The sequence below is a fragment of the Ruegeria sp. C6 genome (assembly GCF_056537625.1).
This window is the reverse complement of sequence record NZ_JBQFRW010000002.1, coordinates 539,155-553,679: the sequence shown is the minus strand read 5'-3', so window position 1 is coordinate 553,679 and position 14,525 is coordinate 539,155. Positions and strand designations below refer to the sequence as shown.

The following is a 14,525-nucleotide window of genomic DNA, read 5'->3' as shown; positions in this document are numbered from 1 at the left end:
GTCATTTCTTTCGCGTTTTGACGCTATAATGCTAAAGATTGAATAAAAGCGCGTAAAGTAGCTCAGTTCAATAATTTTCGGAATGCGGGTTGGCTGTACCAAACGCAACAACGGGACCTCGCTCCGAATGTCCACAAAAATCATCGAAAACACCTGGATCCCCCTGCCGGATGGTCGGAAACTGGCTGCACGAATTTGGTTGCCCGAAACCGGGCCGTCACCCGCCATTCTGGAATACCTCCCCTATCGCAAACGGGATGGAACTGCGCCGCGAGATGCCACCACTCATCCAGTATTTGCCGAGGCAGGATACGCCTGCATCCGCGTCGACATTGCCGGAACCGGTGATAGCGAGGGGCAGTTCGACGACGAGTATTCGGAACAGGAACTCTGCGATGGTGAAGCCGTTCTGAGTTGGATCGCCGCACAAAACTGGTGCGACGGAAACATTGGGATGATCGGTATCTCCTGGGGAGGGTTCAATGGGCTGCAGCTGGCCTTTCGCCATCCGCCCGAGCTCAAGGCGGTGGTCAGTGTTGCCTCGACCGTGGATCGGTACGCCGATGACATACACTTCATGGGCGGCTGCCTGTTAAGCGACAATATCAACTGGGGCAGTCAGATGTTTGCCTATTTGACACGGCCCGCAGACCCCGAGCTGCGATCTGATTGGCGAGAAGACTGGCTTGCCCGACTTGAGAATGTACCATTCTCAGCAGCCGATTGGCTGCGTCATCCAACGCGCAGCGCGTTCTGGAAACATGGCTCGGTTTGCGAGGATTGGTCGGCGATTCAAGCTCCGGTTCTTGCGATAACGGGTTGGTCGGATGCATATGTCAACGCTCCGCCAGCGCTGGCAGCAAATCTGGCCGTGCCGTCAAAAGCGCTGATCGGACCATGGGAGCACCGCTATCCGCATATCTCGAAACTAGAGGCTGGGGATTTCCACTCCGAGGTGATCGGCTGGTTTGATCGCTGGCTGAAGGGGCAGCAGAATGGCGCCGAAGACCTGCCCGCCTACCGAACCTATATGCAGGATCATTTTGGCCCGAGCAAAAAGAACAAACCCAGGCAGGGCCGCTGGATCGCCGAGACAGAATGGCCGTCGCCCAATGTCAGCGATGAAGTCTGGCATTTGGGATTGGGTGGGTTTTCCGACGTCGCCACTACGGCCGAGACAGCCGTATCGAATCCGGCCCATATCGGACAGGCTGGCGGGTATTTCTGCCCGGGCATGCGGATCGACAATGAGTTGGCCGAAGATCAAGCAGCCGATGACGCACTGTCGCTTTGTTTCGATACGGCACCGCTGGACAAGCCGCTTGAACTGCTTGGACGGGCGCGACTGAAACTGTCCTTCACCGTGGACAGACCGGTAGCCCAACTGATTGCGCGATTATGTGATGTCGCCCCGGATGGGGTTTCTCAGCGGATCACCTATCGGGCGCTGAACCTGACGCACTACAAGAGCCACGAGACCCCTGAAGCGTTGGTTCCCGGTCAAGTTTACAGTGCGGAAATTGCACTAAATGAGTGCGCGCATCGCGTGAAACCCGGTCATATCCTGCGTCTTGCGCTGTCTACCGCTTACTGGCCAATCGTTTGGCCCGCGCCAGAAGCGGCAGAGGTAACGTTGCAACTGCAAGGTTCGGCGCTGTATTTGCCGGTTCGGACGATGTCTGAGGAAGCTGATCCTGCACATCCCGGACCAGCGCAGGATTATCCGACTTTGCAAAGCACCGAGCTGCGCGCGCCGTCGGGCCGATCCGAACGGCGCATCGAAGCGGACGGAACCGTCGTACTTGAGACATTCGACGACTACGGCAAAGCACAGGACCCCGGCCACGGCCTGATCGTCGGAAGCCACGTCGCCATGCGCTATGCGATCCATCCCGATGACCCAGCGACCGCGCAATTCACGGCGGGCTGGCGTTTCACGTTCGAGAGGGACGAATGGCAGGTCGAGATCAGCACCGAAAACGCGATGACCTGTGACGTCGAGAATTTCTATCTGCATCGAAAACTGCGCGCCACCGAAGGCGCGGACAAAACAGAAGTTCTGACAAAGGAATGGAACGAAACCATCCCGCGCAGGCTTCTGTAAACGATCTGACCCAAGGGAGAACATCATGAAAATCGAATGGACAAAAGCAAATGTCGGGCGCAGGGGCTTCTTGAAAGGGGCAACTGCGCTTGGGGCGGCATCCGCGCTGCCTGCAAGCTGGGCCAATCGCGCCTTCGCCGCTGATGACGGGGTGTTGCGGGTGCGCGCCTACGGTGATGCCCAGAACATGGACCCCGCACATTCCGTCGGTGTTGTCGAAGAAGAAGTGCATGCCTCGATTTACAACAAGTTGATCCAATACAAGCCCGGCGAGGAATGGGGTTGGCAGCTGGATGCGGCGGCGATGATCGAGCAGGTTGACCCGACCCATATCAAGTTCGCCCTACGCGATGATATCGGTTTCACCAATGGCTTCGGTGCGATGACCGCTGAAGACGTGAAATTCAGCATGGAGCGCATCGTGGACGATGCGACCGAAAGCCCGAACAAGCCCGATTTGGGTCCGTTCAGCCATGTCGAAGTGAGCAGCGAACGCGAAGGTACCATCGTTCTGAACGAGCCGTTTGCTCCGATTTGGTCGATCGCCCTGCCCTACATAACCGGCAACATCGTCTCGAAAGCTGCGGTCGAGGCCGCAGGGGGCCGCATCGGGGCTGATCCGGTCGCTGAATCCGGCCCTTATCTGCGGGACAGCTGGTCACCCAAAGAGAAAACCGTGCTTAAGCGCAACCCGGATTGGAAGGGTGACGCACCAACATGGGACACAATCGAAATCCTGCCGATCGACGACGAAAACACCGCCGAGATCGCCTTTGAGGCGGGCGAACTGGACATGACTCGGGTTTCGCTGGGATCGGTCGAACGCTATCGGGCCGGTGTTCCGAATGGCGGATCTTTGGTCGAGAAACCCTCACTGTTCTATGTCTGGTTGGGCATGAATCTGGATCACCCCAAGCTTCAGAACCCAAAACTGCGTCAGGCGATTCAACATGCAGTCGACGTACCAAGCATCCTAGAGGCGGCCTATTTTGGAGCCGCTGAACCCTCGACAGGCATCATCGCACCTGGCCTTGCGGGCCACCGCCCGCAATCTCTGGTCCCTCCGGCGGCAAACTTCGAGAAAGCGGCGCAATTGCTGGCGGAATCTGGCGAGACCAATGTGACGCTTACGTTGGACACGCTGAACAAGACCACTTTCACCACGACGGCTCAGATCATTCAGGCAACTCTGGCGCAGATCGGGATCACGGTCGAAGTCAACGTACTGGAATCCGGTGCATTCTGGGCAAGCGGAGACAACGAGAACCTGCAACTGGTTCTGAACCGCTTCTCGATGACCCCCGATCCATATTATGCGACGGCCTGGTTCACCACCGAACAGGTCGGCATCTGGAACTGGGAGCGGTTCAGCAAGGCTGAATTTGACGAAATTCACAACTCGGCATTCAAGGAAGCGGATGTGGCCAAACGCGCTGAGATGTATCAGCGGGCGCAGGATCTGATGGAAGAAAGTGGTGCCTACCGCTTTATCACCCACGAGGCGACACCGGTGATTCATTCGGCGCGTGTCACCCCCGCGCTAAGACCCGACGGTCTGGCACTGCTGCGGTACTTCGGCAAGGCGACCTGACCTCCCCAAGGTCGGCTATGTCCGGCGGGGTTTGACGCCCGCCGGACAAAACAGCTCGCCACCCATCCAAAAGGAGCCAGCTTTTCATGTTGAAGTTTGCAACCCGCCGCTTCGGGCTAGCGCTGCTTATCCTGTTCGTGGCGGTTACCGTCATGTTCCTGATGATCCGCGCCGTCCCCGGGGACCCGGTCCAGATCATGTTGGGGCCACGCGCAACACCTGAGCTTCAGGCCCAGCTCACCGCTGCGTTGGCGCTGGATCAACCAATCTGGAAACAGCTGGTCATATTCTATGGAAACCTGGTCCGTGGCGATCTGGGAATCGACGTATTCTCGGGCCGGTCCGTGACAGATATCGTGTTTCAGCAGCTACCCTACACTCTGGAACTGATCTTTGCGTCGATCCTGTGGTCCGCCACTTTGGGAATTGCACTTGGGGCATATGCCGCCGCCCATCCGAACACTCTGATCGATCGCATTGCGGCGGCGATTTCGGTCAGTTTTGTTGCAGCACCCGCCTTTGTCGTAGCACTTCTGTCGCTATTGGTCTTTGCCGTGCATCTTCAGTGGTTTCCAGCCATCGGCGCGGGCGAAGGCTTCTGGGGTCGCATTGATCACCTCGTTTTGCCCGCCTTTGCCATCGGGCTAAGCTGGGTGGGCTACATCGCGCGGTTGGTGCGCGCCTCGATGTTGGAAGTCTTAGGCGAAAACCACGTTCGGACCGCACGTGCCTTCGGTATCGCAGAGCGCCGCGTGGTGATGGTTTATGCCTTGCGTATCGCCATTCTTCCGGTTGTCACGGTGATCGGCGTCGGCATGGGTTTCCTGCTGAGTTCGGCCGTATTCGCCGAAATAGTGTTCGCGCGCCCGGGTCTGGGCAAGCTGGTGATCGACAGCATAACCACCCGCAATTACCCGATTGTCATGGGCTCGGTTCTGATCTCAACCGGTTTGTTCGTCGTGTCGACCGCACTGGCGGATCTGATCAATGCGTGGCTCGACCCACGCGCTAGACAAGCGCATTGAGGAAAGCCGAAATGGAAAAATCTCGTTCTGAACTTGGTCAGATCATTGTCGGCGTCGCCCGCGACCCTCTGGGTCTGATTGGTTTGGTCATTGTCGGCACCATCGTCTTCTGTGCGATTTTCGCCTATTGGATTGTGCCCTATGATCCTGTGGCCATGGATATCAAAGCCCGGTTGCAAGGCCCGTCTGCCGAGCACCTTCTGGGTACGGACCAACTTGGCCGCGATACGTTTTCCCGCGTGATTGCCGGCGGTCAGGTTGCGTTGAAAGTCGCCTTGCCTGCGGTCTTTGGTGCGATGGTAATTGGCCTAACCTTGGGAATGATTGCGGGGTATGGGCCAAAATGGCTCGACAACCTGTTGATGTTGTTCTTTGACACCATCCGATCCTTCCCAACCGTGATGTTCGCGCTGGCCGTTGTGGCCCTGGTCGGTCCCAGTTTGCAAACGGTTGTGTTCGTGGTGATGGCGACTTCGATCCCAACCTATGGCCGTGTGGCGCGAACGCAGACCCTGACGTTGCGCAATTCCGAGTTCATTCTGGCCGAGCGGTCGATGGGGGCCAGCATGGCCCGCATCTTGGGTGTGCACATGCTACCAAATATCGTGGGGGTTTTGGCCGTCCTGGCTGCTATGGACATCCCGACGGTAATCGCGCTTGAGGCGGGGCTGTCCTTTCTCGGGCTTGGCGTGAAGCCCCCAACCCCCAGTTGGGGCGCACTTCTGAAGGACGGGTATTCCCTGATCCGACAGACACCTTGGCTGGTGGTGGGCGGCGGTCTGCCGATCATTCTGGCAACCCTGGGCTTTACGTTTTTAGGGGAATCCCTGCGCGACGTGGTTGATCCCAAACTGAGGAAACAGCGATGACCGAAACTCTTCTGGAAATCGAGAACCTCAGCGTCGATTATGAAACGGCACGCGGAGATCTCAAGGCATTGCGGGATATCACCTTTGACATCCGCAAAGGTGAAATCGTGGGTATTGTCGGTGAGTCTGGTTGCGGAAAATCAACCTTGATCTCGTCGATCCTGCGGCTGACCGCACCGAACACGCGGTTCCGGCAAGGCGAAATACGCTTTAAGGGGCAGGATCTGTTGCAAGTGCCTGAACGCAGGATGCGTGATCTGCGCGGGGCCGATATCTCGATCATCTTTCAGGACCCGATGCAGACCCACAATCCGGTTCTGACCATTGGCCAGCAGATGGTCGATATTCAGCACCGGTCCAAGGCTAGTAAGCAGGAAAAACTGGCCAATGCGGCAAAGATGCTGGGGGCTGTCGGTATCCCGGACCCAGAGGCGCGGTTAAAGCAGTTCCCGCATGAGTTCTCGGGCGGGATGCGGCAGCGGATCGCGATTGCCATGGCGTTGATGTCGAAACCCGACCTGCTGATCGCGGATGAGCCGACCACCGCGCTGGACGCCACGCTTGAGGTGCAGATCATCGAACGCCTGAAAGAGCTGCAGCGCGAATTCCATTGCGCCATCCTATTTATTTCGCACCATCTGGGTGTGATCGCGGAACTGTGCGACCGAGTGGTTGTGATGTACGCAGGCGCCGTCGTCGAAAGCGGTGAAGTGCGCGAGATTTTTCACAATCCCAAGCACCCTTACACACGCCGTCTAATCGACTGTGACCCGGGCCATATCAAGGAACGCGCACGGGTCCTGCCAACCATTCCGGGCGAAGTACCCGATCTGGCCAACCTGCCCGGTGGATGTATCTTCCGCGACCGCTGCGACCAGGCGATGCCGCGCTGTGCAATGGACGTTCCCCCCTTGGATCTTCTGAAAGAAGGGCATCACGCCGCCTGCTGGCTGAACCATGAGGAGGCCGCGACATGAGCCTGCTGATCGTCCACGACCTGCAAACCAGCTATGGCCCTGTCAACGTGCTGGCTGGCGTCAGTTTTGAGGTCGAAGCTGGCGAAACCTATGCGCTTGTCGGCGAGAGCGGCTCGGGCAAGACAACTGTCATCCGTGCGATTGCTGGTCTGGCCCCGGCGCAAGCCGGTTCGGTCGTGTTTGACTCGCGGGAGATTCGGGGCGCGCCGGAACGGGTAATGCGTCCGCTGCGCAAGGACATGGCGATGATGTTTCAGGACCCTGTGGGCAGCTTGTCACCACGCCTGACAATCCGAAGCCTGATCACGGAACCCTATCGCATTCAGGGCATGAAAGATCGCGATCTGGATGCCGAGGCCAAGCGTCTGCTGGAAATGGTGAACCTGCCGGTGCATTTCGCGGACCGCTACCCCTATCAATTGTCCGGTGGCCAGGCACGACGGGTTGGTGTTGCCCGCGCTTTGGCGCTGGAGCCGAAACTGATCCTGGCGGATGAACCAACGGCGGGGCTGGATGTCTCGGTACAGGGTGAGCTGCTGAACCTGCTCAATGACCTGCGGGAACGCCTGGGCCTGGCGATGGTGATCATCACCCACAACCTGAACGTGGTGCGCCACGTGGCAGACCGCATGGGCATTATGTATCTGGGTCGACTGGTCGAGGAAGGCACGACAGAGGCGATCTTCGACGATCCGCGCCACCCCTATACCCGCTGCCTGCTCAGCGCCAACCCCGAGCCGGACCCCGATGCGCGCCTTGAACGGATCGCGCTCAAAGGTGAGCCGCCCAGCCTCTTGCAACGTCCGTCGGGCTGTGAGTTCCGCGAAAGATGCCCGTTTGCCAAAGACATCTGCACACAGACACCGCAATGGGAGGTTGCGGCGGGCCACGGGCTGCGCTGTCTCGCACCCTTGTCGGGTGCGCCTGCTCCGGGTCACTAAAGGATGAGGGAAACACTCTATTTCGGCGGTCCCATCCTGACGATGGACGCCGACAATTCCCGACCCGAGGCGGTGTTGGTGCGGGACGATGTCATCATTGCGGTGGGGGACGAAGCAACGCTGCGGCGGCAGATGTCATCCGATGCGGGTGTATATGACCTAGCTGGCCAGACCCTGATCCCAGCCTTCTTCGACTCGCACGGCCACTTCCCAGATCCCGGCTTCATCCAGCTGTTTCGGGTTGATCTTGCATCACCTCCACGCGGCGCGTGTATGGATATGGCGCAAACTTTGGAAAAGCTGCGCTGCCGGGCCGAAGAGACGCCCGAGGGCGATTGGGTGATGGGCGTTTTGTTCGACAACACCGCCATTTCAGAAGGCCGCATGCCTACCCGGGCCGAACTGGATGATGTCTCAACGGCGCATCCAATCTGGGTTCTGCATGCTTCGGGTCACAATGGCGTGGCCAATTCGATGGCGCTGAAGCTGCATGGCGTCAATCGCGACACCCCGGACCCGACCGGAGGGCGTTATGGCCGCGACCCCGATACCGGCGCCCTGACGGGGCTGGTCGAAGGGCTGTCGGCCATGGGCGAAATGGGCGACACTGATTTTCTGATCGACCGGGACAGGTTCTGGCAAGGGTTCAACGCCTGCCGTGATGAGTATTTGTCCCACGGAGTAACTTATGCACAGAACGCTTGGGCATCGCAGGTTATGCTCGACCACTTTGCCAGCCTTCGTGCCGATCAGGATCCCGGCATTGATTTGGAATTATTGCCAATTGCCGATCTGGAACCGGCTCTGAGCCAGGGCTGGATCGACAATAACTGGCCCGGCAACCCACATTTTACGCTGGGTGCGCGCAAGCTGTTTACCGATGGCGCATTCCAGTTACAGACTGCCTATCTGTCTGCGCCCTACCACAAGTCGCTGGACCCCGATCACCCCTGTGGCATGATCTATGCCACGCAGGTCGACATGGATTCCGAGGTTCTCCGCCTACACGCTATGGGGTTTCAGATCCACTGCCATTGCAACGGGGATGCCGGGGCCGAGATGTTCATCGATGCGGTGGACAAGGCCTTGTTAGCGCATCCGCGAGACGATCACCGCCATACAATCGTCCACGGCCAGGTTCTGCGCGACGATCAACTGGACCGCATGGCGCGGCTTGGAATAACTGTCAGTTTTTTTTCAGCACATGTGCATTTCTGGGGGGACCGACATTACGATACCTTCCTCGGCCCGGAGCGCGCTGAACGGATTTCGCCAGCCGCAACTGCGGAACGATACGGTGTACGCTATACGATCCACAATGACGCGTCGGTTACGCCAACGCGGCCAATCCATCTGGCGCATTGCGCGGTGAATCGACTGACTGCATCCGGCCGGCAACTGGGTGAAAAGGAAAGGGTCAGCGTACTGTCTGCGCTTCGGGCACAAACTATCGATGCGGCGTGGCAAGTGTTTAAAGAAGATGAGCGCGGTTCGATTGAGCCCGGAAAACTGGCAGATTTCGCCATCCTTTCTCGCAATCCCCTAGATGATCCTGAACGACTACTCGACACATCAATTGTTGCAACCATCCGGCGAGGACAGATTGTGTTTGGCGCCACCAAATCCAGAAAAGAACTGGAATTTTAAAATGACAGCCAAACGCATTGCCATTGCCGGATTTCAACACGAAACCAACTGCTTCGGAGCGACCAAAGCGGGTCTGCCCGAGTTCGAGATGGCAGATTCCTGGCCCGAAATGTTGCATGGCCCGCGTGTCATCGCGGACACCAAAGGTATGAACCTACCCATCGCCGGGTTTTCTTCCGCCGCGAACCAGGCAGGTTTCGAGCTTTTGCCGATCCTGTGGTGTGCGGCGGAACCTAGCGCTCATGTCACGGATCACGCGTTCGAGAAGATATGTACTATGATCTTGGATGGCCTTCGCGGCGCGGGACCGCTGGACGGAGTGTATCTTGACCTGCACGGTGCAATGGTGACTGAAAGCCTGGCCGATGGTGAGGGAGAGCTGTTGCGCCGAGTACGTGATCTGGTAGGGCGGGATGTTCCGGTCGTGGCGAGCCTTGACCTGCATGCCAATATCTCTGACCAGATGATCTCGCAGGCGGACTATCTGGCAATTTTCCGCACGTACCCGCACCTCGATATGGGCGAAACCGGTGCGCGATGCGTACCGGTTCTGCAAAGGCTACTGGCCGGAGAAAAGCTGCACAAAGCCTTCCGGCAGGTGCCCTATCTGATCCCATTGCATGCGCAATACACCTGGGCCGCACCGTTTGATGAGATTTATCAGTTGCCCACCCAGTTCGAACATACCCATGTCTTTGCAGAAATCGCGCTGGGTTTTACTGCGGCAGATTATCCCGATACTGGTCCGTCCTGCGTTGCCTACGCGACCAGTGCCGCGCAAGCGACCGCCGCAGTAGATCAAATTGTCGACCTTTTTCTGGCCCGAGAACCTGATGTGGACTGCTCTATGTTGTCGTTGGACGAAGCCGTTCTGGCCTGTTGTTCGCGTCGCGACAAACCGCTCGTGTTAGCGGATGTACAGGACAACGCAGGCGCAGGCGGCACATCCGATACCACCGGACTTCTGGCCGCTTTGATCGAGGGGGAAGCGCAGGAGGTTTTGATGGGTCTCTTCCACGACGCCGAAAGCGCAGAGAAAGCGCATCGTGCAGGCCAAGGCGCAAAACTGAACCTGGCCATCGGCGGAAAATCAGGTCTGCCCGGGCACCACCCCGTTGAGGCAAAGTTCGAAGTTCTGGCCATCGGAGATGGCATCTGCCGATACTCAGGTGAGATGTACGGAGGCGGCATCGCGACACTTGGCAAAACGGCCGCTCTGAGGATGATAGAGGCTGGCGCGAAGATAGACTTGGTCGTCACCAGTGTGCGCAACCAATGCCTCGACCGCGCTCATTTCACCCATATCGGCCTGAATCCCACATCCTATTCAGTGATCTGTGTCAAAAGCACCACACATTTCCGGGCGGATTTCCAACCCATCGCAAGCGACGTGAAAGCCGTTGCCGCTCCAGGCACATTTCTCTGCGATCTGGACCAGATCCCCTATTACAACATCGGAGGCAAACGCCGCATCGAAACAAGTGGACCCAAAACCAGAAACCATTGATTTCCAACCCGCATCGCAGCTCGCAATCGACATAGCAGGCGCAGAAACTGCATCGAGATCCCGCTCGTAAACTAAGAGATTGGAAACTTCTCGCTTCACGTTTTGACAATGCTGCGTCATCATTCGCTTCAAACCTACAGAAGATTGGGCTTAAACCGCTTCTGTTCGGCAGAAACCCAAACCCGTCATGACCAAGCTTTGATGGAGCAACCTTGTGGGGCATCCCGACCCAGCGAACGGACCCTGCTAGCGACACACCATTATGGAAGCGGTTGCGCGCGTTGATCGTATAAGCCATCGTTTGGACGAGTTCGAAGTCTCAACCTTGCGCCTCTGGCAATCAGAAAAAATGTTTGGATCAGAAAAAATGCAGCGATTAGTTATTCTTGGCGCGGGGGGAAATGGGCGCGTTGCCGCTGAAATTGCGGAGCTGTCAGGATGGAAACAAGTTGTGTTTCTTGACCCCAATTGGGAAAGCCAACGCCAAAGTGGTATTTGGCCAGTAGTCGATGATGATCGCACGGATGTGCTGATGAGTCAGCCTCATGACAGCTTTTTCTTTGTTGGAGTAGGTGACAATAAGAAACGTGCATTTTTACAAGAACGACTAGAAGATCTTAATCTGCCTATCGCCACTTTGGTGCACCCCAAAGCAATCGTGTCTCGTTATGCAGACGTTGCACCAGGCTGTTTGATTTCAGCCGGTGCCGTTGTGAATATCGGCTGCAAGATTGAACGCGGGACAATCGTAAACACAAATGCCAGTATCGACCATGACAGCAGCGTCGGCGCATTTTGCCATGTAGCGCCCGGTTCTCAGATCGCAGCAGATGTTACTTTGGGTGAGCGGGTATTCATAGGCGTCGGGGCAAGCGTGCGAAATGGAATTACAATCCTGGCCGGAGCGGTTGTTGGCGCAGGCGCTACGGTGATCAAAACGGTCGCGGCGGAGCAGTTAGTCGCTGGCACTCCGGCCCGCCCACTAAACCGCACTGATCGCTAACACTCTCATAAAAAGGATTATTTAAACCGGAAATGGTAAATGCGTAAACTATCTTGCACAATATGGTTTCAATCTTCATCGCGGGCAACATTGTCTCGGACGAAACTAAGAAAGTTTGCCTTTCGATTGCGTGCACGGCGTAGGATATTGGTGTTCTTTCAAACCCAGATACCGAAGGAGCATGCAAAACAGATCAAACGGTACAAGCGTTTGGGATTGATCGAAGTTTTCCAGGTTGACGGTCTGGCGGGTTTCTACTCCGAAACGGACTTTCAGATCGCCATCCAGACTCAATTTTTGGCAAAGTACATCGTGTCAAAAATTGCCCCGTCAATGCTATCGAAATCCGGGTTCAGTTTTGACAGAATAGACATATCCAATATGTCTGCAGGTTTAGAGTTACAGCTGGCCGATAACCTCTATTCGAGAATCAGACAGTTTCTTGCGATATTTGATGAGTGCAAGGTCGATAAGAACGATCTTTGGGAAGACTTTGGGAATTCACTTTTGACAAATCTCAATGCCCAGAGCCTTTGTTATCCAGGGCGTTATCAGGAATGGCCGGCCCACGTTAATCTAGTAGCAAAGGAACCAAACTTCTTTAGACCTGACATTGAAACTTCAGGGTTTGGGCATTTCCCAGATTCACGGCCTCAGACACTCCTTTTAGGGAACCCAGGGCAGCCGACATATCTTCGATCCGCTGAAGCGATCGGCTACGCCGAACTAAAGATGGGAAAGCGTTTTGACGCGATTTTCGAAGTTCGACACCCTAATAAGATAGCTCCTTTGCATTGGGGTGATGAGTTTGTCTGTCACTCTTCGGAGTTCTATCTGAATTCACCGGAACCGGCCCTTGGTGACGCAAAACTAAGACTCGCACTACCCGAACAGAATACCTGCAAAACGGTACATGCGCAGTTGTCCAAATCCGACCCGCTTTTGGTACAAAGATTTGGGTTTAACCCAGAGAATTGGTTTGCTCTGTTGTTAAATGAAACACTCGCAGCAACGAATAGCAGACTGCCCAGGATAGCAGGGTTCTATTACTGCCTCATGAACCATCCGCAGTTTCAGAATATCGAAACGCTCGTTTGCTCACCCAGCCGTTCCGCAGTTTTTGTCCCCGTCGCCTTGGGCCTGAAGCTAAAAGGCGTCAAGACCATAGAATATCAGGCTTTTTTCTGGAGCGCCCATCCCAGGTATCAAGTCCTTGATATGGATCTCTTTGTCTGCTCGGATGCAGCAACAATGAAGGTTATCGAAGAGAAAATCGACCGCGTTAGCCACGAGACAAAAGTTGTGCTTGGACCATCTTTTGGCATGGCAAATTTCATGAAAGACTACGCGGTTTCTTTGTCAAAAGAACCCGAGGAAGAATCACCTAAACCAATAGGTATTGCCCTGCAACCGATCAATGATAAGGAATTCGAAGCCGCGTGCCGTCTAATTAGGGACGCCGGGTACGATATTCTGTGTCGACCACATCCAAGGTTAGACCGGGCTCGGGTCAAAGCCCAGTTTGGGAGGTACGGCCAAATCGATGACGGCACACTTGTGGACTTCATCCGAAACACTTCTCTGGTTGTAACCGGGTTTTCAAACGTTGCATTGCAAACTGCTTTGGTGGGTAAAACCGCTGTCTGCCTACCCGTGCCAAATCTTTTGGGATTGAACCTGTCAGATGCTTCGCAACACATTCACCTGTGTAATGACTTGGAAGATCTTCACAGATTTCTGGGTACAAGTGAACATATCAACGAAACCCCAGGTTTTCACGATCCTATCAGCCATTGGTGCGAGATCAGGCGGGCAGAAACGCCTGACCAGATATCGACATTTTAGGCTAATGGATAAACGCTTGCGCGATCAACGTCACTTAACGGCAACGCAATGACTGAAGTCGTCTCGATTGCCTTGCGAGCTGCAATCATAACTTCCAGAGCTAGTGTCGCGTCGATCAACGAAGCGCCGCCTTCGCTGCGGTCATTTAACAGATCAAGGAACACATCACGCGTATGATTGACTACATCGCCGGGAACAAAATCCTTCCACGGAATCTCCTGTAAGGCAGCACCATAGAAATGCTTGGGGAGGTCTTGTGTTTCTGGTTTACGTACAAAGACTTGCGGAGGTTCCGAAGTGAATGGCATCAGCACGCGCCCGCGTTCAAATCGGAACTCATATCCGCCGATAACACCGATATCGTCACCGATCTCCAACAGCAAACGTCGTTGTTTGGGATAACTTACAAGAACGGCACCTCCCACGTCTTTGAATTGCGGGCCACGTGGGTTTGTTGACTCTGGCTGAGTACCAACCGCTGAAACGTAAAGAGGAGTATCGGAGAACATCCAATTTGCGAGATCAAAATAATGTGTGCCTAGGTTTCCCAATCCACCAGCACCTTGTGTGATTACAAAGGATTGCAATTTCCCGAATTGAGGATCCCCATCAAACTGGCGTATTGTTCGAAGCACATTCCAGCACCGGTGATTGTGATTGACCAACGCATTGATACTATTTTCCTTAGCGATCCGCACCATCTCCAAACCGTCAGCAACTGAACAAGCGACCGGTTTTTCTACCAGAACAATTTTCACGCCTGCGTCGACCAAAGCGCGGAACAAATCAGCGTGGCTATCGGCAGTCGTCGAAATTGCTACGATGTCTGGAACGTTAGCGAGAAAGGCATCCATCGAATTAACTAGAACCGACACTAGCGTCGCGTCTTGTGTCACGCCCCAAGGCTCATCAGAACTGTCCAGAATCTTAGCAAGTTCAAGGCCAGCTGCGCGCCCAGCAAGCACAGTGCGATAGCCCATGCGCCCCAGGCCAATTACTCCAAAGCTCTTTGTCAT

General features: G+C 55.6%; 11 protein-coding genes. 10 read left to right on the top strand and 1 reads right to left on the bottom strand.

All coding sequences use genetic code 11. The annotated features are described in order from the left end of the window. Positions 1–127 precede the first annotated feature (127 nt). The 10 genes from ACR0MJ_RS10095 (at position 128) to ACR0MJ_RS10050 (ending at position 13,509) form a co-directional block, all read left to right on the top strand. On the top strand, positions 128–2,104 hold the full coding sequence (locus ACR0MJ_RS10095) for a CocE/NonD family hydrolase (protein WP_480760870.1): 1,977 nt from the start codon (positions 128–130) through the stop codon (positions 2,102–2,104). Positions 2,105–2,129: 25 nt separating this feature from the next. Continuing rightward, positions 2,130–3,695, top strand: a complete 1,566-nt coding sequence (locus ACR0MJ_RS10090) for an ABC transporter substrate-binding protein (RefSeq protein WP_480760869.1) — start codon at positions 2,130–2,132, stop codon at positions 3,693–3,695. Positions 3,696–3,781: 86 nt separating this feature from the next. Continuing rightward, positions 3,782–4,720, top strand: coding sequence for an ABC transporter permease (locus ACR0MJ_RS10085; protein WP_170422950.1), 939 nt, complete (start codon positions 3,782–3,784; stop codon positions 4,718–4,720). Positions 4,721–4,731: 11 nt separating this feature from the next. Then, complete coding sequence (locus tag ACR0MJ_RS10080; protein ID WP_170394253.1) at positions 4,732–5,589, top strand: ABC transporter permease; 858 nt, start codon at positions 4,732–4,734, stop codon at positions 5,587–5,589. Next, the gene (locus ACR0MJ_RS10075) at positions 5,586–6,566 is read left to right on the top strand and encodes an ABC transporter ATP-binding protein (protein WP_480760868.1); all 981 of its coding nucleotides are present in this window, start codon (positions 5,586–5,588) and stop codon (positions 6,564–6,566) included. The genes ACR0MJ_RS10080 and ACR0MJ_RS10075 overlap by 4 nt, the downstream gene beginning before the upstream one ends. After that, positions 6,563–7,507: an oligopeptide/dipeptide ABC transporter ATP-binding protein gene (locus ACR0MJ_RS10070; RefSeq protein ID WP_480760867.1), complete on the top strand. Its 945-nt coding sequence runs from the start codon at positions 6,563–6,565 to the stop codon at positions 7,505–7,507. The genes ACR0MJ_RS10075 and ACR0MJ_RS10070 overlap by 4 nt, the downstream gene beginning before the upstream one ends. A gap of 3 nt (positions 7,508–7,510) precedes the next feature. Continuing rightward, positions 7,511–9,154 (top strand): amidohydrolase, encoded by a 1,644-nt coding sequence (locus ACR0MJ_RS10065; protein WP_480760866.1) that lies wholly within the window; start codon positions 7,511–7,513, stop codon positions 9,152–9,154. Between the two features lies 1 nt (position 9,155). Then, positions 9,156–10,661, top strand: coding sequence for a M81 family metallopeptidase (locus tag ACR0MJ_RS10060; RefSeq protein ID WP_480760865.1), 1,506 nt, complete (start codon positions 9,156–9,158; stop codon positions 10,659–10,661). A gap of 262 nt (positions 10,662–10,923) precedes the next feature. Further along, entirely contained in the window at positions 10,924–11,664 is a 741-nt protein-coding gene (locus ACR0MJ_RS10055) for an acetyltransferase (RefSeq protein ID WP_170407600.1), read from the top strand. 150 nt (positions 11,665–11,814) lie between these two features. Further along, positions 11,815–13,509, top strand: a complete 1,695-nt coding sequence (locus tag ACR0MJ_RS10050) for a hypothetical protein (RefSeq protein WP_480760864.1) — start codon at positions 11,815–11,817, stop codon at positions 13,507–13,509. On the opposite strand, the gene ACR0MJ_RS10045 is transcribed toward ACR0MJ_RS10050, so the two are convergent. Then, entirely contained in the window at positions 13,506–14,525 is a 1,020-nt protein-coding gene (locus tag ACR0MJ_RS10045) for a Gfo/Idh/MocA family protein (RefSeq protein ID WP_480568505.1), read from the bottom strand. The genes ACR0MJ_RS10050 and ACR0MJ_RS10045 overlap by 4 nt on opposite strands.